The sequence below is a fragment of the Pontiella desulfatans genome (assembly GCF_900890425.1).
Taxonomy (GTDB): Bacteria; Verrucomicrobiota; Kiritimatiellia; order Kiritimatiellales; family Pontiellaceae; genus Pontiella; species Pontiella desulfatans.
The window spans coordinates 67,480-90,755 of sequence record NZ_CAAHFG010000004.1 but is presented as its reverse complement, the minus strand read 5'-3'; the positions used below and the strand labels follow the sequence as shown (position 1 = coordinate 90,755).

General features: G+C 53.3%; 8 protein-coding genes. 3 read left to right on the top strand and 5 right to left on the bottom strand.

The window, feature by feature from the left end; all coding sequences use genetic code 11:
- Positions 1-297: 297 nt before the first annotated feature.
- Genes E9954_RS25970 through E9954_RS25955 form a run of 4 tightly spaced genes read right to left on the bottom strand, consistent with a single transcriptional unit; the run spans position 298 to position 2,836 of the window.
- Complete coding sequence (locus tag E9954_RS25970) at positions 298-756, bottom strand: M15 family metallopeptidase (protein WP_222847324.1); 459 nt, start codon at positions 754-756, stop codon at positions 298-300.
- A 38-nt stretch (positions 757-794) separates the two neighbouring features.
- Positions 795-1,646: an SIR2 family NAD-dependent protein deacylase gene (locus E9954_RS25965; RefSeq protein ID WP_168442610.1), complete on the bottom strand. Its 852-nt coding sequence runs from the start codon at positions 1,644-1,646 to the stop codon at positions 795-797.
- Between the two features lie 59 nt (positions 1,647-1,705).
- A complete protein-coding gene (locus E9954_RS25960; protein WP_136082216.1) occupies positions 1,706-2,260 on the bottom strand; it encodes a hypothetical protein in 555 nt (184 codons plus the stop codon).
- Between the two features lie 12 nt (positions 2,261-2,272).
- A complete protein-coding gene (locus E9954_RS25955) occupies positions 2,273-2,836 on the bottom strand; it encodes a hypothetical protein (protein WP_136082215.1) in 564 nt (187 codons plus the stop codon).
- A gap of 600 nt (positions 2,837-3,436) precedes the next feature.
- Here E9954_RS25955 and E9954_RS25950 point away from each other — a divergent pair.
- The 3 genes from E9954_RS25950 to E9954_RS25940 all read left to right on the top strand — a co-directional run bounded on the left by E9954_RS25950 (position 3,437) and on the right by E9954_RS25940 (position 21,567).
- Positions 3,437-4,774 (top strand): hypothetical protein, encoded by a 1,338-nt coding sequence (locus tag E9954_RS25950; protein WP_136082214.1) that lies wholly within the window; start codon positions 3,437-3,439, stop codon positions 4,772-4,774.
- 96 nt (positions 4,775-4,870) lie between these two features.
- Positions 4,871-20,662: an immunoglobulin domain-containing protein gene (locus E9954_RS25945; RefSeq protein WP_136082213.1), complete on the top strand. Its 15,792-nt coding sequence runs from the start codon at positions 4,871-4,873 to the stop codon at positions 20,660-20,662.
- Between the two features lie 248 nt (positions 20,663-20,910).
- Complete coding sequence (locus E9954_RS25940; RefSeq protein WP_168442609.1) at positions 20,911-21,567, top strand: DUF1573 domain-containing protein; 657 nt, start codon at positions 20,911-20,913, stop codon at positions 21,565-21,567.
- A gap of 196 nt (positions 21,568-21,763) precedes the next feature.
- On the opposite strand, the gene E9954_RS25935 is transcribed toward E9954_RS25940, so the two are convergent.
- On the bottom strand, positions 21,764-22,885 hold the full coding sequence (locus E9954_RS25935; RefSeq protein WP_136082211.1) for a site-specific integrase: 1,122 nt from the start codon (positions 22,883-22,885) through the stop codon (positions 21,764-21,766).
- Between the last annotated feature and the right edge of the window lie 391 nt (positions 22,886-23,276).

The window sequence follows — 23,276 nt, the reverse complement described above, 5'->3', positions numbered from 1 at the left end:
TCTTAATAAAATGCGCTATGTCTATTCTTTGAATACAAGGCGACATGTTTCTTTATATTTTTACTTCTGCCACAGTTGTTTCGAACAAACAAGCCACCATGGTCAGAATCTAAAAGTTTCGATCAGTGGTTTAGTGTGCATTCGTGTAATGTGTCATGTAGTTGTAGAATATGTCGAGAGGGGCGCGGGCCACAGGCCCAAGATCAACGCTGTTTGTTCGGCCCTTTTTGCTGAGGTCAAAGCCCCGATTTTTCGACAGGTTTTGCAAGTATTACCATGTGCTGGTGATCATCGGATTCATCGTGGTTCCGATTCGGTACTTTGACGAGCTGTCTCGAATGCTTGGTTCCCTCTAAATTTCCAGTGCCAAGGTTCGTAGGCGATTCCGTATGGATTATTGCGCGGGTAACTAAGGGTGAAACCAAAGCTGGCGGCATTTTCCCGCAACCATTCGAAGGCCGGCGTGTCTTCGAATTCTTCTTCCAACACGGGGCAATCGACGGTGTTGAGGTCGATGGCGCGGCCGGTGTGGTGCTCACTACGACCGGGCGGAGCGCTCACGGCATAGATTTCGTCGTCCGGGATACCCTTGGCCTTTTTGTTTTCGATGATTTGGGATTGGCGTTCGATGCTGCGAAAGGCGGAGACCATATATAGATGGATGCCGTCGCTTGCGGCTTTGGCCTTCATCGCCTTCCAGGACTCGGCGGTGTTGGGCTGGAGCAGGAAGGTGCGGCCCTCGTCTTCGAGTTCCATAAGATTTTTCTCTTCGGTGAAAATGGGTAGGGGGGTTTTCATTTCAGGCAGGTTTGGATTTGTTCCATGGCAGAACCGGCTTGCATATGAATGAAGGTATGGGCGTGTTCAATGCAGTCCTGGTGGGGATTAATGTTGATGATCGAGCAGGCGGGATTCTCTTTGCGGCATTGTCTGAGCAGGCGATCCAGAACGGCAACTCCGCCGGAACAGCCGACTACGAGCACCGTATCCACGCCTTTCCGGATGAAGTCCTCCACCCAAAGGAGGCGGTTTCCGTAATCTTCGTTGAAGAAGAGCACGTTGGGGCGAATTGCCGGATCGGTGTAGGGCGGAATGGTGGAGAACGGAACTTGGTGATCGTTCCAGATGGTGCGGTTATTCTCCTCGCTCCAGCGCCGCAGGATGTCGGCGTTTCCTCCGGATGACATCATTTCGGAAAAATCGTCCGAGAACTGTTCGTCTTCCGCATAATCGACCGTGCGTGGGCAGGCCATCTGCCACATGCTGCCGTGGAGCTCGCTGACCCGCCCGCTGCCGGCCTTCTGGTGCAGTCCATCAATGTTTTGCGTGGCTATCAGCATTCGGGGGAAACGTTGTTCGGTTTCCCATTTTGCCAGGATGCGGTGTGCCGGGTTGGGTTGCGCTCCGGCAACGAGTGTGCGGAGTTCGTTGAAATGGTTCCAGATGCGGTCGGGATCTTTGGCCAGCCCTTCCGCGCTGAGCATCGGTGGTAGTCCGGGGTTATTCTCGTAGATGCCACCGGGGCCGCGGTAAGTGGGTATGCCGCTTTCGGCGGAGATCCCAGCACCCGAGATCACCAACAATCCCCGTGTTTTCTCCAGAATATCGGTGCAGTGTTCGATTTCCGACGATGATTGCTTTCCCATGGCCCCGAACCCTTTATCCTGTATTGCAACCATGCCAACCTAGAGAAAACAATATTCTGCTATAGGATGTCGTACAGTTCAGTTTCCTGTTTGATAAGCTGTTGCCGTTCCTTGACAAGCGTTGTGCGGAGATCGGTTACCCCCGTTCTAAGATTAGCCAGATCGGCTGATTGATAGGCTGAGTCGGAAAGCTCCCAAAACTTATCGCACATATAGCCCGCAACCGCGCCTTCGGTGCAAAGCACATTATTCATCAGCCCTAGCAATGCATCCCAATCTGCAGTACTGATTTTCCCCGCGAGCTTGTCTCTTATTGTTTCGGTTTCACGAACTGCTGCGCGGAGGCTCTTGCACAGGCGGAACTCGCGTTCAGCTTTCATCCAGTCATCATAATTGCCCAAGCCTTCGACCCCTTTCAGAAAGACATCGTCTTCCTCTTGAAGAATGTCGCCCAAACGGATAATCACCATATTGAGCGTCGTGTCGATCAGGCGATATGTCTCATCCAGTACATCCCGATATTTTTCACGTTCTTTCTTGGTTAAATCGGTCAATACCTTCAGTCCCTTGCAGACTTTGCTGAGCACCTCAATAAGATCACTAAAAAGGTTCATTTTTTCTGCCTCCTATGTGTGGTTCGTATCGATCATGTTCCCCGACGTATTCATTGTCTCCATTTGGGATGGTGTCGTTGATGTGTTTGGTTTAAGTGGGGCAGTGCCGTTTCCCGCAAAGCAAATGATGACAGCCGCGGCAACAGACAATATTAATGGGGGCAGGAAAAACACACCCAGACTTGTCCTGTAAGCCAGTTTGTAGCCCTCGCATTTATAGGGATTATCGCTACTGTCCCCCGAAACTTGCAGCAAACGATTAGGTATGGAGCTCAAATCATCCGGTGACGCCTTGATTTTGTCTGTGAGTGAGTTCAAGGCCAGAATGACCCGGTATTTGCGATGGAGGTAGTTTATGTCCACAAGCCATGCGCCCAACGCCAAGCACAAACTGAAGACCAGCATGGCGATGCACAGGATCCCAAGTCGATTAATCGGCTGCCCAGGATCATCGGCGATGGATTTCAGCAGTACCGACCAGCCCACAAACAGCAAAGTCAGGAAACCAGTGCGAATCTTCCAAATGATGCCGTCGTATGCATGAATCGCGGTATTCTTCCCCCCGACTTCTTCCAATATCAGCTTCTCTAGAAGATTACACATTTGCAGAAGATTGTTTTAGATTATCTCAGATTCCTTTAATCCATCTGTACTGGAACTTTACTTACGCCCTTTTCGGAGGCATTCAATATAAATCACGGATAGAATTTAGTACTTTATACTATCGGTTCCGGCTAAGGACGTTCACCGAATTCGGCGCGCGGTTTACAAAGTGGGATCTGTTGGGCATACGGGACATAAATCATCTATTCAGCCGCCGGCACCTGAGAGGGCCGGAGCACCAAAGCGAATAGATCGGTATTCGAATGATGTTTCCAAGCACCCTGCTGCATGATCTCGAATCTCCTACATCATGATCAAATATATAATGTATTATTTTGCGCCGGTCTTAATAAGGGAATCGCATTCCTTGTCGTAGTCATAATCTTCTGATACCGTTGTCCCGTATCATCGGGAGGTGCGGTATGGTTTTGCGGGGAAGTGCGTTGTTTCATAGGCGTTTTCCCGTACCCCCTTCCTAGATACCAAAACAGAAAAATAAGTAGCTAAGTCGTGAAAGGTTCCATGGGTTGCTGCGTATCCAGTTATAGGTAAGGCCATATAGGGAGGTTCGGGATGAAGGGGAAAGTTCGTCTGGCGGTATCGGTTGGTTTATTCGTGGTTTCTATCGGACAGGTGCAGGGTCGTGTCGTCAGCGCCTTGATCCCGGTCGCAGATACGGTGGTGCATGAGTTTTCGGAATCTACCGCCACCGATGGGAGCAATTGGCTGGTGGCAGTCCGGGGCTCTTCCGGCAATGCAGATGAAGCCTGCGCTCAGTTGATGTCTTCTGATGGCCTAATAATCGGCTCTTTGATCCAAACCGGGCGACTCATTCACACACCTACGGATGGCGACCTTCCCCCCTTTAGAGCCCCGTTTGTGGCCTTTGGCGGGGGGAAATACCTAATGGTATGGGTGGATCATGCGTCCGGCGGCAAAGTTTACGGTCAGTTTATCAGTACAGTGGGAACGCTGGTCGGCAGCGCTTTTGCCATTTCGTTCGATGGGGATAAATATCTTCCCGATGTTGCCTCCGATGGAACAAATTTCTTTGTGATCTGGACTGATTGGGGAGGCACAGAGGGGCGGTTTGTTTCCTCCTCCGGTGCGTTGGGTTCTCAAGTTGAAATCTCATTCGCTAACGATATTGCGTCGGTGGCTTATGGCGGCGGACAGTACCTTGTGGGGTGGATGACAAGCTCGGACGGGAACAGCCTTCCTCAGTGCAGGCTGGTTTCATCTGACGGGACAATGGGCAGCACACTGACGCTCGGCTCGTCTTCACTCTATTATGAGAGTCTGAATGTTGCATACGGCGACGGCCGTTTTATGACGGCTTGGAGTCATACAGGAGGGAATATTGACCTGAAGGGTCGAATGGTGCTACCGAACGGTACGTTAGTCGGCCCCGAGCTGGACTTGGTGTCCGATGCATTAAACGAGATGTCTGTTGGTCACTGTCTTGCGCACGACGGCGACTATTTTCTGCTTGCGTGGGTTGCGAGCGATTTTGGAGTGGGAGTGGACGATATTTCATACGGGCAGTATGTAGATTCCGATGGGAATATGCTCGGGTCCCCGTTCGTGATCGACTCCTCCCCGGATGTTGCGGGTGCAATGGATTTTATCACCGGTTTGAGTGCTTCTCAGGGGAAAGCCATGGCGCTCATTACAACGGATGCTTTTGGATCAGGCGGCAACGTTTATGCCGTCATGATTGACTCCTCCGCCCATGTGCAACTCGAATCCATTGGGACGGGGCAGTTGCAGCTCGAATACAGCGGCATACTCGAATCCACAACAAATCTAACGTCGGAAACATGGTTGGATGTCTCGCCGCAACCCGCCAGCCCATGGGTCATCAGCCCGGCCGATATTCCCATGTTCTATCGGACGCGGCGGATCGAATGAAAATGGATATTGAGCGTATTCCAAATGGAGTTTAGCGATTCTGATTCAGGACTTAAAATGTAGGGAAACAGAGATTAGGTGTTAGGGAGGCTTGTGATGAAGGGAATGTTTCGTTGGGTCGTGTTGGTTGGTCTGTTCGTGGGTTCAGTCTGCTTTGCGCAGAGCAATGCTCCAGTCCTCGTTGAGGATCCGGTTGGTCAATATGTGGCTTTGGGTAGTAATGCGGTGCTGAGTATCACGGTATCCGGAGCAGAACCTCTCTATTTCCAATGGTTAGAAAGCGGGGTAATGATTTCCGGCGCAACGGAAACAAATTATCCAATTACCAACGCCACAACCAACGACAGCGGATTCTACAGTGTGGCGGTCAGCAATGCCTTTGGTGTGGCCACCAGTTCCGTTGCAGAGGTGACGGTGCAAATGTCAGCCATTAATTATTCTTCGTTGTCGAATGCGACTCTTTATGCAAGTGGGGCGCCCTATCTGCTGACATGCGATGTGGACATGGTGAATGTGGTTATAGAACCTGGAGTGCGTATCGAAGCCGTTGGGAATTTTGGAATCAATGTATTCGGTGGCTTGAATGCTATTGGAACAGAAGACCTGCCCATTGTTTTCTCCTCGACCAACGCAGCCACGAAGTGGCAAGGGATCAGCTTCGTTGCAAGTACGAATGATAGCGAGTTGACACATTGCATCGTGGAAAAATCCCAAAACAGTGGCATTCGAATCAATGACGCCAGCCCGATCCTTCGGCATTGTGAGGTTAAGAATAATCAAGCGATATATGGGGCTGGTATTAGAATAACTGGATCACAGCCGGTCACTCTCGAAGACTGCTCGATCAATGAAAACACCTACTACGGACATAATCCACGAGGCGGCGGAATTCATACAACCGCCCCCTTGTCCTTGATTCGGTGCGAAGTAAGAAACAATGTGATTTCAGACTATCAGGGCAACTGCTCCAGCGGAGTCAATGCAACAACATATGGAGGGGGCATCTATTCTTCTTCAGATGTTTTCATGGATAATGTCGAGGTGCTGTATAATACGGCATCATCTCGAGGTGGGAGTGAAAACAGTCGTGGTGGCGGCATCTACACCTCGAAGAATCTACATGCTACTAATTGCATATTCCTTGGCAACAATGCCGGAGCCGGTGGATGCAATATTGGGAATGGAGCGAGAGGATATGGCGGTGGGATCTATTGCGGTTCCACCTTGGATCTGAAGAATTGTATCGTTGTCAACAATAGTACTCGTATCAGCAATGGTGCGGGTGGTGGAATCTATGCAGGGAATGGATTGATCGAGAACTGCACTATCGCCGGAAACAACAGGCCGGGTGGCGTGCGTTTTACGGGTAGCATCGTAAACAGCATTCTCTGGGGAAACTCGTCGTATCAGTATACTGGAGGCGCATCGGTATCGTATAGTTGCGTCCAAGGCATTGGTGCTGGAAACAACAACTTTTCCGATGATCCTTTGTTCGTGTATGGTGATGGCGGCGATTACCGTCTGATGGCCAACTCTCTTTGCATCGATGCTGGAAGTACGAACCATGTTTCCACCTCCACCGATATTGATGGGAATCCCCGGATTCTTGCCGGTTCAGTGGATCTGGGAGCCTATGAGTTCCTTGTAAAGCCGACTGATCCCCCAACCATCGTCGAGTTGACAGCGGAGTCCTATGTCGCCTTGGGTAGTAATTCCACATTGAACATTTGGGCTGTTGGGGGAGAACCCCTCAATTTCCAATGGTTTTTCAATGGCACGAATATCGTAGGAGCAACAGGAACGAACTATCCCATCGTTAATGCTACAACCAACGACAGCGGATTCTACAGCGTGGTGGTGAGCAATGCATATGGTTCCGTCACTAGCTCCGTTGCCGAAATCACCGTGGTTCCCCCTCCGGTAATTACGCAACAACCACAGAGCCAAACGATGCTTGTTGGCTCTCCGATTGTTCAGTTTATCGTGGCAGCAACAAGTATAACAGAAATTGCATACCAATGGCTAAAGGATGGAGAGGTGATTCCGGGTGCCAACAGTGCCTTCTACACAATTTCACCCATTCGCACTAATGATTTGGGTAGTTATGTAGTTGAAGTGAGCAACTTTGCTGGTGTCACTCCAAGCATGGAGGCGGTCTTGTCGGATGGCGGGCAACCTCCAACACCGTGTGTTCAGTGCCCCAATGGAATTGTTGCTTGGTGGCCTGGCGATGGGAATGCAGATAATCTCGTCGGCACAAACCACGGAACGCTTTATAACGGGGCGACCAACCTTCAGGGTATTGTCGCAGAGGCGTTCAGCTTCGATGGCGCCAACGACTATTTCGCCGCACCCGATTCATCCCTATATAGTCCGCACGTTGGAGCGGATGGAGAAATGACCGTCATGGGTTGGATAAAGGTTCCGTCGTTGCCCAGCTCCGAACGACCTTTTATTGCCAAGGGAACAAGTGGTGCATGGGAATACGCGCTGTATCTGAAGAACGATGGTTCGGTTCGGTTCTCGATATGGACTTTGAGCGGGTCTGGATATGCGGCGGCAAGCGGAGGGAGCGTTGCTCCGAATCAATGGCACCATGTGGTCGGAACCCTGCGAAAAGGCCAGTTTGCTCGGATATATCTTGATGGAGTTTTGGTGGGCGAAGACACCACCTTCTCTGGCAACACCGGGGATGGAACTGCTCCGTTCTACATTGGACGACGTGGCGATGGCTATTATTTCCCCGGGTTGGTTGACGAGGTTATGCTGTTCGACACTGCATTGAGCTCCAACGAAATAGCTTCCGTTTATGCTGCCGGAGTTGCCGGTATGTGCAAGAATGCACTCCCGCCTACGATTTTGGATAACCCAGACGACCAATATGTGGCACTCGGTAGTAACATGACATCAAGTGTCGTCGCCGTTGGAACAGCGCCGCTTGACTATCAATGGTTATTCAATGGCACAAACATCCTTGTCGGAGCAACGAACATCTCCCTGTTCGTCACCACCGCCCAGACCAACGACAGCGGATTCTACAGCGTGGTGGTGAGCAATGCGTATGGTGCGGTAACCAGTTCCGTGGCGGAAATCACGGTGGTTCCACTGCCCGTCATTACAGTCCAGCCCGAAAGCCAGTCCTGGCCGCTGGGCTATCCCGTATCCTTCAGCGTGGTTGCCGATAGCCTCTCGCCGGAAACCTACCAGTGGCGCTTAGATGGCATGGACATTCCCGGAGCAACTGCCTCAACTTATTCTATTACCTCCCTGAAAACCAACCATCTGGGGAGCTATTCCGTGGTGGTTAGTAATCTGGCAGGAATAACAAACAGCACAACCGCCACGCTCTCAAGCCGAGATCCGGTATTCAACAATCCCGAAGGCTTTGAAAACGGTTTGGGCGATTGGCAAATTGATAATGGTGTCTGGCAGGTCGGAGTACCGACAAGTGGCCCGGGTTCTGCCCATTCGGGGAGCAAGGTTGCCGCGACGGTGTTGAACGGCAACTACCCCGACTACACGGACAGTCGCCTGATAAGCCCTGAGATCGTACTGTCGTCGGTTTCGGGGGATGAGCGTCTGCAGTTCCGCTTTTGGCAGGCATTCTACTATCCCTTTGCAACCCATGCGAACGACTGGGGCGAGGTACAGGTTTCCTCCTATAATGCCGGGACAGGTGCTTGGTCGTCCTGGAGCCGCCTTTCAGTCACGGCAACCGACCGCTCTTCAAGCTGGTGGTCGCGCATCGCGCTAGACCTGACCTCCTACGCTGGCCAGCGTATCCGGATCGGTTTCCTGCATACGGCCGACAGCTACAATGGCGCGGGTTGGTACATCGATGATATAGAGATTTGGAAGGGCGTTCCGGAGATGTCGTCGTTTGAGGGGTTCGAGGACGGTTGGGGCGATTGGCATACTGACCACGGCTTGTGGCAAATCGGTGTTCCATCTAGCGGGCCGGGTTCTGCCCATTCGGGGAGCAAGGTTGCCGCGACGGTGTTGAACGGCAACTACCCCGACTACACGGACAGTCGCCTGATAAGCCCTGAGATCGTACTGCCGTCGGTTTCGGGGGATGAGCGTCTGCAGTTCCGCTTTTGGCAGGCATTCTACTATCCCTTTGCAACCCATGCGAACGACTGGGGCGAGGTACAGGTTTCCTCCTATAATGCCGGGACAGGTGCTTGGTCGTCCTGGAGCCGCCTTTCAGTCACGGCAACCGACCGCTCTTCAAGCTGGTGGTCGCGCATCGCGCTAGACCTGACCTCCTACGCTGGCCAGCGTATCCGGATCGGTTTCCTGCATACGGCCGACAGCTACAATGGCGCGGGTTGGTACATCGATGATATAGAGATTTGGAAGGGCGTTCCGGAGATGTCGTCGTTTGAGGGGTTCGAGGACGGCTGGGGCGATTGGCATACTGACCACGGCTTGTGGCAAATCGGTGTTCCGTCTAGCGGGCCGGGTTCTGCCCATTCGGGGAGCAAGGTTGCCGCGACGGTGTTGAACGGCAACTACCCCGACTACACGGACAGTCGCCTGATAAGCCCTGAGATCGTACTGCCGTCGGTTTCGGGGGATGAGCGTCTACAGATCCGTTTCTGGCAATGGTACAACTATCCTACACACACATATGCGAACGACTGGGGCGAGGTGCAGGTTTCCGCCTATAATGGCGGGACGGGCGTCTGGTCGTCTTGGAGCAGTTTAGCTATCACGGCTCCGAGCCGCTCTTCAAGCGACTGGTCTAGAATTGTTCTTGATTTGACCTCCTATGCAGGTGCTCGTATCCGCATAGCCTTCCAGCACATAGCCGATAGCTACGACGGCCCAGGATGGTTCATTGATGGTATAGAAGTTGGAACTATTTCGGTGCCTCAGATCATTTCAGAACCCCAAGACCAAATGACGTTGGTTGGTCGGAATCTGAGCTTTGCTGTTGTTGCAACGAACAAATATCTATTGAGTTACCAGTGGCAATACAATGGTTCGGACATTGTTGGTGCAACTAACGACACACTTGTTTTGACCAATGTGCAGGTTGGTGCTTCCGGGAACTATCGGTGCGTGGTCAGTAATGTCGATACGTCTGTCAATACTCGGGATGCGGTGCTGGCCGTTCATGATATTGTTGGATCGGCACAGGAGTTGTATGAGCTAGGATTCACCGAGGATGGCGAATACTTGATCGATCCCGACGGGGATGCTGGCGAGGAGCCGTTCAATGCCTACTGTTTGATGTCGCTGGCGGGCGGGGGCTGGACTAAGCTTACGTCCACGGTTGCCGATAGTGTGCTCAACACAAATCCCGATACGGGTAGGGAATACTTGTATGTCAAGAACGGTACTCCGTTATGGTACCGCACCCCGGTATCTGATCTCGTGTGGGATTGGAATTCCGGCAAGGATCTATACGGGACTTATTACTATTCAGATGGTACCAGCGAGGGAAGTTTCAATATCACGCCCAGTAGCGAGCACCAGCGTTATGGCGTTGGCGGCAGCAGTGGGCCAGGGAATAGATACAAATGCCTCGTATATTACAGTAGTTATAAAGATCCATCCATTGCCCATGTTCAGCTCTGCCAGGATCGCCCAGGGATTTTTGGCGGTTCATGTGCCGGCCCGGTTACGGTGTATATCCGGGAACAGCCGGAACCGGTTATTCCCGAGTTGTTGCTGGAACTGGCTGCTGATGAAATAGCGGAGAATGCGGTCGGTAGTGACATCCGTTGCATCGTCAGTCGCGGAGGATCGTTTAGCAATGATCTGAGCGTTGCTGTCGCCTCCTCTGCGCCAGATGAAATCTCGGTGCCGGCTTCGGTCGTGATTTCTTCAAATGCGAACAGCGCCGTGTTCTATGCGGTTGTCCATGACGATGCCGTGGTGGATGGCGACCAAACCGTGGATTTGATGGTTTCCGCTGCAGGATATGTTGCTTCGTCGGGGACTATTGCTGTTGTGGATAACGAGGTGCCGTCTTTGTCGATGGCTCTCTCGGCTACCAATGCTGTGGAAGGCGAAGTTGTGGCAGGAACAGTGACGCGCGACTTTGTGACGGATCAGCCGGTGACAGTCTATCTGCAAAGTTCGTCCGATGTGCAATGCACGGTTCCGGCCTCTGTAACCATTCCGGCCAATACGGGGTCGGTCGCGTTTGCCTGCACGGTGGTTGATGACGAAATTGCGGAGATTGATCTGGATGTGTTGATCCATGCAAATGCGACTGGATTTGATTCTGTTGACCAAATCTTGCGAATTGAGGACGACGATGTGCCGGGTGCATATCTCACATTGTCTCCGGAAGAAGTGTCGGAAGGCGCAGGATTGTTTGCCTGCATGGGGACGCTGACCCGGTTTGGCCAGACCAATGGGGAGGTTCGCATCCAGCTTCAGGCATCGGAGGACGATGCGTTGATCCTTCCATCCGAGGTTGTGCTGGCCGATGGAGAGGAGTCGGTTCAGTTTGCCATTGGCACCATCGACAATGCGGTAGTTGATGGACATCGCGATGTATTGGTCAGCGGTGGCGTGGTGATAGATTCGTGCGGATGCACGGGGTCGCCTTCCGATGGTGGAATGATTGAAGCTAACTTGCGGATTCTGGATGACGACGGGGCAACCTTGTCCGTTTCGGCTTCACCGGCCAACATGCCGGAGGGCAGGGACGCCGCCGGTCTCTTATCCATTACGCATAACACGACGTTGACCGAGCCGCTGTCGGTGGCGATTTCGCACGATCAGCCGGATGAGGTTACGATCCCAACGAATGCGGTCATTCCCGCTGGCGCATCAAGCATTCAGGTTCCTGTGGAAACCTTGGATGACGGAGTGGAGGATGGCGGCAAGCTGGTATCGGTCTATGTGGATGCCGATGGCTATTCCTCCGGTACGACCTGGCTAATGGTGAGCGATCAAAACCATCCCGATCTAGTGGTTTCCAATGTGCTGGCTTCCGTTGCTTTGACGACTGGGGAAGAACTTGAATTGAGCGCCGTCCTAGCCAATATTGGTTTCCGTGATGCGGGGGCTGGCCTGCCTCTGGCCATCCATTGCAGTCCGGGGAACTATGTCAATTCTTCGACCTTCATGTTCGAATATCAAACCGAGGCGGCTTTGCCGATGGGCAGCAACCTGACCATCACTGCGCAGGCAACGGCTCCGCTAACACCCGGCGACTACCGGATTGCCGTGGTGGCCGATCCGGACAAGCTGGTCAAGGAACTGAACGATGCCAACAACATTGCCTGGTCAGCAACGTTGTCGGTTAGTCCATCCTATACGGCTTCAGCCGAAACCGATGTGGAAACGGCGATGGATTCCGATGTCATTCCAATTACTGGAAGCGCAACGCTTCCGGATGGCATGTCTCCTGCCGCGAACGTGGATGTGGATGTCTATGTGGTGGTGAACGGTATCCGCCGGGTAATATCTGTGCAGAGCGATGCCGAAGGACTGTTTGAGACAGAGTTTGTTCCGTTGCCGGGCGAGGCCGGGCACTATTCTATCGGCGCCTGCTATCCGGGGTTGGGCTCCACCGTCGAACAGGATTCGTTTGAAATCCTGGGAATGGGTCGGACAAGTTCTGGGCACATCATTTGGGATATGACGGTGGGCGATGTCATCTCGAATGGCACGATCAATATCCGCAACCGAAGTCAGGCGGAGTTGACCAACCTGAGTGTCGAAATCCTTGAAGTGCCGACCAACTGTAATCTCGAACTGACCCTTCCAGCCACCCTGCCGGGCGGTAGCGTCATTCCGCTGGGCTACACGGTCGAGGCGACCGCAGTCAGCGAAGGCAGCGACTATGAAAAAATCCTGATCCGGATCACGACGGACGAGGGCGTGGTTTTGGAAATCCCGTGCTGGTTCTATTCCGAGTGCGAGCATGCCTTGCTGCGAACCGTTCCAACCAGGCTCGACACGACCATGACGCGGGACATCCCGCGCCTGGTCGAGTTCTCGGTTTACAATGCCGGCGCAGGTGACAGCGGATTGGTTTCTGTTGATATTCCCAGCGTGGATTGGATGCGCGTGGTTGGTGGTCAGTACATTGACAACCTGACAAATGGTGCGTCTGCAACCATTACACTTGAACTCAAGGCTGATGAGTCGGTTCCCCTCAACGCACCGCTCAATGGTTCCATTGCCATTAACGCCGAAAATGCTGATGGCATCCGCGTGCCGTTCCGCTTCGAGTCGGTTTCCGACGAAACGGGCGGACTGCTGATAGACGTGGTGGATGAATATACCTACTATGTCGAATCCTCTCCGCACGTCTCCAACGCGACCGTCAAGGTGCGCAATCCCTACACCGGAGCAACCGTTGCTCAGGGAATGACGGCACCCGACGGCACCTTCCAAGTCAGCGACTTGCCAGTTGGGAGATATACGGTGGCGGTGTCCGCCAACAGGCATAGTTCTTGGAACGGTGTAGTCGAAATCGCACCCGGACGCACAACGGCGGAAACCGTCTTCCTCTCTTATCAGGCCATCACCTATCGGTGGGAAGTCAAGAAAGTGGAATTGGAGGATCGTTACGAGATTGTGTTGAAAACCGAATACGAAACCAGTGTGCCCAAGCCCGTGGTCACCATTGATGTACCGAAATCCTTGCCCGATCTTGACTATGGCGAGTCCCATGTCTTCGAGGCGGTAATCAACAACCATGGTCTCATCAGTGCGCATGAGGTAAGCATCATCCTACCGGAACATCCTCGGTATGAATTCGAATCCATGGTTTCGCAGATCAGCGTGCTACCGGCCAAGTCGAGTGTGAGAGTGCCGGTGCTGATGAAACGTCCCGCCGACGAGCCCATGTCAATAGCGCTGGCAGAGGCTTCCGATTCGGATGACACAAAACCATGTTCGGGAATCATTAAAACTTATTACGTCTACTATTGTGCCGGTTGGTTTGTAGATGGTCATTGGGAACTCGCATTCTCGATTCCAATCACCTACAACCATTGTAAGGGTTCTTCTTCGGGCTCTGGTGGAGATGGAGGATCACGATGGCCTACGCCTATACCTCCTAATACTGGTGGTTCTGGATCAGTTTTGCCACCCCATCGTGATGGAGGGGGCAATGGTGAAGCAGGATCACAAATTACAGTGCCTGGAATCCCTCCACTACACGAAGACTCAGAGTGTGATCCATGTTTTGGCCAACTATTTAAAGCCAGTACGGGGTGCTTGCCAGGAGTTGGGATGGTTTGGTCTGTTTGGGACTATCTATCGTGTCAACGGGAGGCTCTCAATGGAAATGGAAGTCCTTGGCAGTGCTTTTGGGACTATGCCTCAGGAGAGGTTTTGGGAGAGATAATTGGCTCTTTGCCTGGTGGAAGTGCGATTTCCTGTGTGAAATCGATATTTGATGCTGTGGCAGGTTGTACTCGCATAACAACTATTCCAATGGGGGAGAATGGCGATATATTTGCCATGCAGGCTTTTGGTGACATATATGTGCTGCCTGCCTCTGCTGCCGACGAATCGGGTGATGATTTCGAGCAAATATCTAGTTACTTGGAAGCTTATATCAGCTTCTTGGACAACAATCTGGATATGACTTATTTTGTTTTCGGAGATTCCAAGTGGAGAGGGGAAGACTACATAGGCGAATTCTATGGTCAGTTTCTTGCAAAGCTTGATGGGCAGACCAAGAAGATTGCCGCTCAGGATCTGGAGAATCTATCAAGCTCCTTTATTGGATCCAAAGTAGAGTCCTCCGATATTATTGCCTTTGGGGAGCGCTGGAACCGAAGCATCGACTATTGGGATGCAGGCTATGAATATGGCTATCAGCTTCCAGTGGGATGGAATACCAACTTCATCGACATGGCGGTGGTGAGCAACTATGCAAGCGCGATGAACGACAGTATGGATTTTGCGACTGCCGAGAGTTTTTCGAATGTCGTTGAAATGGCTGAGGATGCCTACACCTATGTTGAGAACTTCCTTGAGGCAAACAGAGGTTCTGTCTGTGCAAAAGTCTCTATGAACATCACGCAAACGGCGACGATGACGCGCGAGGCGTTCGAGGGTGTGTTGACGATCTTTAACGGCCATGAAACGGATGCCATGCAGGATGTGCAGCTTGAGCTGAGGGTGACGGATGAGAACGGCGATGTTTGTAATGACCTGTTCGAGATTTCGACCGAGTCGTTGGTTGCTTTGACGGACATTGATGGAACCGGTTCTTTGGCGGGCAATACGGAGGGGGCGGCAACCATCCTGTTTATTCCAGAGCACGGTGCCGCGCCGGTTTATGCGAAGACCTATCGCTTCGGCGGCACGCTTTCCTATGTTGATCCGTTCACGGGCGAGCAGGTGGTTGTGGACTTATTCCCGGTGGCGTTGGAAGTGAATCCATGTCCGAACCTGGAGCTTCACTATTTCCTCCAGCGCGATGTGATGGGTGATGATCCTTTGACGGAGGATGTTGTTGAACCCATGGTTCCTGCCGAATTGGCGGTGCTGGTTTGCAACAAGGGTTATGGGACGGCGAATAACTTCAGGATCGATTCCGCCCAGCCGCAGATTGTGGAAAACGAAAAAGGATTGTTGATCGATTTCGCGCTTTATAATTCCGCGTTGAATGGCTTCGAGGAAGCCATCGGACTGGAAGAGGTCAACCTGGGCGACATCGGGGCACAGGAGTCGGCGCTGGCGCAATGGTGGTTGACGGCTTCCCTGCAAGGCCATTTTACCAGCATGGATGCGAACTTCACGCATTTGAACAGTTCGGGTAATCCGGACATCAGCCTGATCGAATCCGTGGATATTCACGAGTTGATCCGCAGTGTGGAGGTGGATGGTCATGATCTGCCATCTTTCCTCGTGACGGCTCGCGACGTGAAGGACTTGCCGGATGAACTCTATTTCCCGGATGGAACCATTGCGGACGTATTCCATGCAACCACGAGTGCCTCGAACACTCCGGTTGGAATTGTATCGACTTCCATAGTGACGGTAGTGGCTGGTGACGCTGGTTGGCATTATGCATCCTTGCCCGATCCGGGGGGTGGCAACTATGAAATCGTCCAGATCATGCGCTCGGATGGCAGTGAGCTCCCGTTGCGGAATTGCTGGTTGACGGATCGTACATTGCCGGATGGGGGCGATCCGGTATATGAACACCGGTTGCATTTGCTGGACGAGTTTGGTTTGTCGGGAACGAATACCTACACGATTGAATGGGAGGCCACCGATACCAATCCACCTGCGGTTGAGCGGTTCGAAGGTATTGCCAGCGGAGAAGTACTGACATCCGCCTTGGATTCGATTGATGTGGTGTTTACGGAACCCATTGATCCGGCATCATTCACGGTCACCGATCTTTCCTTGAGGCATCAGGGTTCGGGGATCGCGGTGAGCAATCTAAATGTCTCTGGGATTGATGAGTTGCGCTACCGCATTGGCAACCTTGCTGCCGTGGCAGTGCAGGATGGTTACTATGAACTGACGGTTCAAGCGGCCGGCGTCACTGATCCGGTCGGTAATCCTGGAACCCATGGCAAGTCGATTTCGTGGATTGCTGCGTCCATGGCTCCTGCAGTTGTCGAAGTGCTCAATCTTGAAGAGGGAGCTGTCGTCACCAATGTGGATTCGATCATTGTGCGGTTCTCGGAGCCGCTGGAACCAGGATCTTTCACGGCGGACGATATTGCCCTTCAAGGGGAGTCGATCTCCAACCTATCCGTTGTCGTCATCGACGATCTGAACACGCTCTATGAAGTCGATGGTTTCTCCGGCTCCATGGAATCGAACGGATTGTATGGGCTTGAGATCGATACACGCGGTGTTGAAAGTGCCCTGGGTAATACGGGCTTGGTGGTCTTTGCCCTGAGTTGGTCGATTGACCGAGTTCCACCTGAAGTAGTGCTCGTGAAGGAGGTTCCTCCTGCCGGGCTTGAGGGCGAATACAACATCCGTCTGGAATTCAGCGAGACGATTCCCTACGACACCGTTTCCCTTGCGGCCATTGACCTGTTGCGTGATTCTGTTTCTGTTCCTGGAGTGGCAGGAACGGCTAGCCTGGAAAAAACCGATGACGCAACGTATCTGGTTTCCGGTCTTGGTGCACTGTCCATGGATGACGGGCATTACGAGGTGGTATTCAATGCAGGAAGCATCACGGACATCGCCGGCAATCCAGGCGTGGGATTTTCATCCGTTTCCTGGCATACGGACAACACACCGCCAGAGGAACTCGCAGACCTGTCCATTTCGCCGGATACCGGAATCTCCGATTCCGACGGCATTACGGCTGTGGATGCATTTTCACTCGCGGCAACCCTGCCCGAAACGAATCTGCATGTCGAAGTCTATGAAGAGGTGCTTGTCGGCGATCCAAGTCTGCTTGCGGAATTGGATCCGGTGTCCACGTTGCTTGACGTGCCTCTGTCTTTTGATCGTGGCGGACATCTGGATCTGCTGGTGCGCTGTTCAGATGCGGCAGGCAACACGAGCGACAGTCGGTTCCCGGTCTTTATCGACAACATAGACCTACAGGCAGAACTGTCAGGAGTTCCGGAAGATCCCGAAGTGGCGGTCGATGCGTTGACCATTGTTTTCAGCGATGAAATCATCGAAGCGGAGTTCACTTCCGCGTCCTTGTCGCTGACATTGGATGGAACGAGCCTGTCTGTTGCCGGTATTTCCATTGCGAAAACCGGTGCGCGCGAGTTCGAGGTTTCGGGGTTGGCTGCAACGGTGGGTGGAACCTATGAACTTTCCGTTGATTTAGGCGGCCTGCATGAGAAGCTTTCCGGCAGAAGCGGCAGCGGTCTGGTGGCGGTGCAATGGGAGCATGAGGCGGCGGATGCCGAACCTCCGTATATCACCGATATTCGAATCGACGGACTTACGAACCAGATTGGTTATGTCTACATTTCAAAAATCGATGTCGTGTTCTCCGAAGCGGTTAACATGCCGGAGCTCATTGGTAATGGGTTGATCGAGAATGCCGTCAGGATAATGGACATGCAGGACGGGAATCCGACGGGGTCGGTGGTCACTGGAGCTGATACCTTTGACTGGGCTACACAATCGAATACGTTGAGTTGGAATCTTACGGATTATGAGTTTTCGGATGGTAGGAAACTGTTCTATGCGGACTCCAGGTTGATAGCCGATCTGGCGGGCAATGCCCTCGCCGTGGCCTCGAATACCCCAACGGTCGGTTTCGGCGTCCCGTCATTCACCAACAGCGGTACGTTGGCGACCGTCGAAGCGTACGCGGCACCTGTTTGGTATGATTTTGATGCTGATGGCGTTGCCGATTTGCTGGTGGGCGAAAAGGCTACGGCTTCCAATGCCATGATCCGTCTTTATGTAAATCAGGGGACTACGAACACTCCTTCGTTCGTTTCCTACGAACATCTCATGATTAATGATGTTCCGTTCACGATTCCGGCAAACGGTTGCCTTGGTGTCAGTTTCAGGTTGGCTGACCTTACTGGGGATGGCGTGGACGATCTAGTGACGGGACGCTCGGATGGCAGTGTGTGGCTATATGAAATGATCTCGCAAGCATCCAACAACTGGCAAACCATGGATGCAGTCGAAATCTGGAGCAATACAAACAGCTTGGCGGCTCGTGCCATGGTGGATGTAGTTGATGTGGATGCCGATGGCGATCAGGAAGTTCTTCTTGGCAGGATGGACGGCGGTATCCAGGTGTTGGAATACAGTATTGCTTCGAATACATGCAGTGCTTTCTCTCTTATTGGAGCGGACGATGTCCCGCTGGCGGTTGCGGGTGGACGTGCCGCTCCATCGATGATGGATTTGACGGGTGACGCTGTGCCCGATCTGGCTGTTGGCGATAGCGGTGGAGACCTTTGGGCGCATCTCGGTGGTGCCAATGGACTGAATTCCCATGCGTTTCGTTTGGCGGACGTACCGATAGGTGCGAGCCGAAGCAGGCCGTTCACTTCCGATGTAAATACCGATGGTGTGGTGGATGTCCTTTTGGGAATGGCCAGTGGCGAAGTAAATCTCCTTCAAGGAGTCCGCCCGCAGAACCATGCTATGGAATTCGAGTTCAACGTTGTGCCGATCTATAAATTGACGGTGACCTCAGGTACTGGGGGACATGTCGATCCAGAAGGGGAAATCATAGCCTTCGGAGGTACGTATCACATCTTCAACATGGTGCCGGAACCATATTGGCATGTTGAAGAGGTATGGGCGGATGGGATACCGAAAGGTGCCGTATCATCATACACCTTCTTCGATGTGCAGGCGGATGGTTTACTGCATGCGCAGTTTGCGCGGAACATGGTTACGAATGCCCCGGCGGATGTGCCGGAGGAGTGGCTGGCTCAGCATGGCTGGACGAACAACCTGTCAGCGGCGGTGACCAATGATCCAGATGGGGATGGTTTTGCGACGTGGCAGGAATATGTGGTCGGGTCTTCGCCAACAAACAAGTCGTCGAAGTTCCGGATCACGGAATTCCGCAGGCTGGAGAGTGGTGAGTTCCTGGTCAGTTGGGAGCCATCGGTCTCCAACCGGCAATACAGGGTGATGCAGGCCGGTGCGCCGGGCGGGCCGTATGCGGAGTCGCTGGCGACGGTGACGGGGCCGGCGAATTCGGCAACAGTGTCGGCAAGCAATGATTGCGGCATGTTGCGGTTGCAGGTGGAAATGAAGGATGCTCCACCGCAGTGGATCGTGATGGCCTTTGCGGGCGACCACGGCACCATTAGTCCATCGGGACTGCAATATGTGACCCATGGTTCGAACACGCTGAGCTTCTCGCTAACACCTGAGGAGTGGTATCACGTGGCGGATGTGAAGACGAACGGGGTTTCCGCAGGTGCGATGGATTCGCTGGTGCTGTCGAACATTACCGACAACATCGGTATCCGAGCCGAGTTTGCGCTGACCATGGAAACAAATGCGCCGGTAGATGTATCGCATCGCTGGCTCGCGGAATATGGCTGGACGAACGATCTGGCGACGGTGGTCACCAACGATGCCGATGGCGATGGATTCGCGACGTGGAAGGAATACCTGGCCGGATCGGAGCCAACGAATAAGGCGTCCTATTTCCGAATCACGCAGATCCGCAACCTGGAGGGCGATCTGTTGGTAAGCTGGACGCCGTCGGTGGCGAACCGGCGCTACAAGCTGATGCAGGCGCCGGCTCTCGGCAGCCCGTTCTCGGAAGTCCTCGCAACGCTGGAGGGGCCGGCCAATTCAGTCAAGGTTCCTGCCAGCCTTGCCGTTGGCATGCTGAGGCTGGAAGTCGAGTTGTACCAGTCTCCGCCGAAGTGGGTGGTGCTTTCGACCGCCAGCGGTGGTGGTACGATTTCGCCCTCGGGCATCCAGTATGTGACCTATGGCTCCAACTCGCTGAGTTTTGCCATTGCCCCACGCGCATGGCACCACACAGTGGATGTGGTGACGAACGGCATATCAGCGGGCACGCCGGGCTTGCTTGAACTGGACAACATTACCGACAACATTCTGATCACGGCTGAGTTTGCCCCGAACATGGTAACCAATGCGCCGGTGCAAGTGCCGGAATACTGGATGGCGAATCATGGCATAACCTCCGGTTTTGCGGCGGCAATTACCAACGACGCCGATGCCGACGGATTCGCAACCTGGCAGGAATTCGTGGCCGGGTCGGAGCCGACCAATGCCGCGTCCTATTTCCGCATCACCCGCAACGAGGTGGTCAGCAACACGTGGGTAGTCGAATGGGAGCCATCGATTCCTGGACGCACCTACACGCCTGTGGTGATGGATCTTTCGGGCGGCACCAACACGCCCCTGCCGGAAATCCAGGGGCCGTTCAACGTGGTCTCAAACAACATCGAATCCGCTTCCGGGTTGATGAAGGTGGACGTGCAGGTCAGCCGTCCGGCGGAGTAAAAAAATAAGTTTTGGAGTGCGGTGGCAACCAAGGGGCGACACCGCTTTCAAATCAGATGGTTGAGAACCACGAAATACACGAAACACACGAAAGTGAATGTGGGGCAGGCTTCCCAGCCTGCCCGTATAAGATTGCGGCGTAGCCGCCATGGAGTGCGGAGACGGTGTCTCCGCTTTCATTCCACATGTTGTGGGATAGGCAACGAATGAATGTAAAGCAACGAATATTTGGGTGTAGCGTCGGCTCTATGAGCCGAAATGGTTGGGTCTGCCTTGTGTCAATGTTCCTGCTCTCTTTGAGTGCCGAAGCGTCACTTGAATGGGAGCAGAAGAAGGTCTCGCTGGAGGTGCATCCAAGCCAGGTTTCGGCTACTGCCGTTTTCCGGTTTGAGAATGCCGGGGAAGAAACCATTGCGTTGCAGGAGGTCAAGGCCGGTTGCGGATGCCTCTCTTCCAGAATGGCCAAGGAGACCTATGTCCCCGGCGAAAAGGGGCTGCTGGAAATCAAGATGGATTTGCGGAACCGGACGGGGAAACAAAAGAAAACCACCACTGTGCGTACGAGTGATGGACGCAGAGCCCAACTGATGGTTGAGGTCAATATCCCGCAGGCATACCGGATCTTGCCACGAATGGTGACGTGGCATCAGGGTGACGATGCCGAGTCCAAGTCCGTTCGGTTGGTGAACGATAATAAGCTACCCATCAAGCTACAGGCCGTGCGGTCGTCGCACGGGCACCTTGCCGCGGAGTTGAAAACGATTCGTGAAGGCTACGAATACGAAGTGGCCATTACCCGAAAAATTCCAGATCGAGGCATCCGTTCCTTCGTGCGCATTATTCCCGAACCTCCTCCCGGCCAAGCCAAGGCAAAGGAGCTGATGATCTATGCCCATGTGCAATAGCTTGGGGCGGTTTGGTTTTTCTCATCCTTCTATTTGTTGGGATGGCTGGATAGATGCTTGAACGGCCAGTAGCTCCTTTTGGATTTCTTTCCAGTTGTTGCTGTTCTGTTTTTGATCAGTTCATAGGCCCAATTCGGAAGAGGAAGCTTCACTTCCTCGTATTTCGCATCTTTAATGCCTAGAGGGTGGTTTTTGATTACGGCATGATCTGGAAATAGCGCTCCGCCTCGTCTTTGGTGGTGCATCCACAGTAGTGGTCGTAAAGCGTGGACACGCTGCCGCGGTGCGTTAGCAGGGTGGCCGTACGGTCGGCCGACCCGTACAGGGCGACGTGGTGGGTACAGAAGCTGTGCCGCCCTGCATTGTTTGGGAACCGCACCTTGGCCGCCGAATAGATTTGGTTGCGGTATTTGGTGAAGGTCGAGCCCGGCCAATGCGGCAGCTCCTTTTCCGTTCGCCACGGTTCGAGCCAGTCCCATAGGTTGTCCGGATAACCCTGCACCATGAACCGCTTGTTTGTTTTTTGTCGTTGCGCCTGGAAGCGGATCCGGCGGTGTTCGAAATCGATATCGTCGCGCACCATTCGCTCGATCGAGGCTGACCGCATCCCCGCAAAAAACGCCAGCGCTAGCGCTGGGGCAAGTTCCTTGTGGATTTCGACCGCCTTGCCGAAGAACGCCTTCACATCGGCCACCTGCATAAAATCAACCTCGCCACGCACCACCTTGATTTTCTTCATGCCGGCCATCGGCGACACCGGGCAAAGCCGGTTTGCCACGCACCAAGAAAAGAAGACCATCCAGTTGGCCTGATAGCCGCGCTGGGTAACCGGTTCGAACCCCAGCCCCCGGAGGAGGGCCGTAATGTCTTTCGGGGCGATTTCCACCAATCGGCGCTCTTTGCCCACGCCCAGTGCCAGAATATCAAGTTTATGGTTTTGCTGGTGCAGATGCGTTTCCGTCAGGTTCTGCAGTTCCTGATCCGCTTGGAACAACCGCAGGGCCTCGCCAATGGTCGTCTTTGAATTCGGGTGCTTCTGCTCCATGAAGAAGCGCGCCGCTTCGCGCGGATCGTGCTCGCCCAGGATTTCCCGCAAATCCTTTAGCAGGGCCAAATCTGAAGCCGACACCTCCGACAGCACATCGTGCCCCTCATGGCGCGCCACGCGCTTCAGCCTATTGAACTGGATATCCCGCTCCCTCACGGTTTTGAAAAACAACCGCTTTGGTCGGCTTCCCTTTTGCGGAATTGAGATTCCGAACTTGGATGCGCGCCCGTCGTCGCGTTCGATTTTTCGCAGAACCGCTTGTTTCGGCATGGCTAGACCCTTGCCTTTCTGGTGGTGGTTGGTGGTGATATAGCTTCTTTGGTGGTCGAAAGACAAGCACAAAGCCACACAGCACACCACGGCAGCGAACGCGGTAAAACAACGGTTGGGGTCGATCTAGGCCCTGTAAACATTGGGAATTATCGAAAAAGGCAATAAAAAAGGCCCGATCCGAAGATCGGGCCTTTAAAGTATGGCGAGGATGACGGGACTCGAACTCGCAACCTCCAGCATGACAGTCAGTCGGAGGGGGCGAATTGCAAGCCTGCGCAATCCCGTTAAGCCTTTATCTGCAGCGTATCGTTTCTAAACCCCCGGTCATGCGATCCGATGCAATACTCTGCATCTACCCTTGCATCCCATAAATCAAATCAACCTCGCC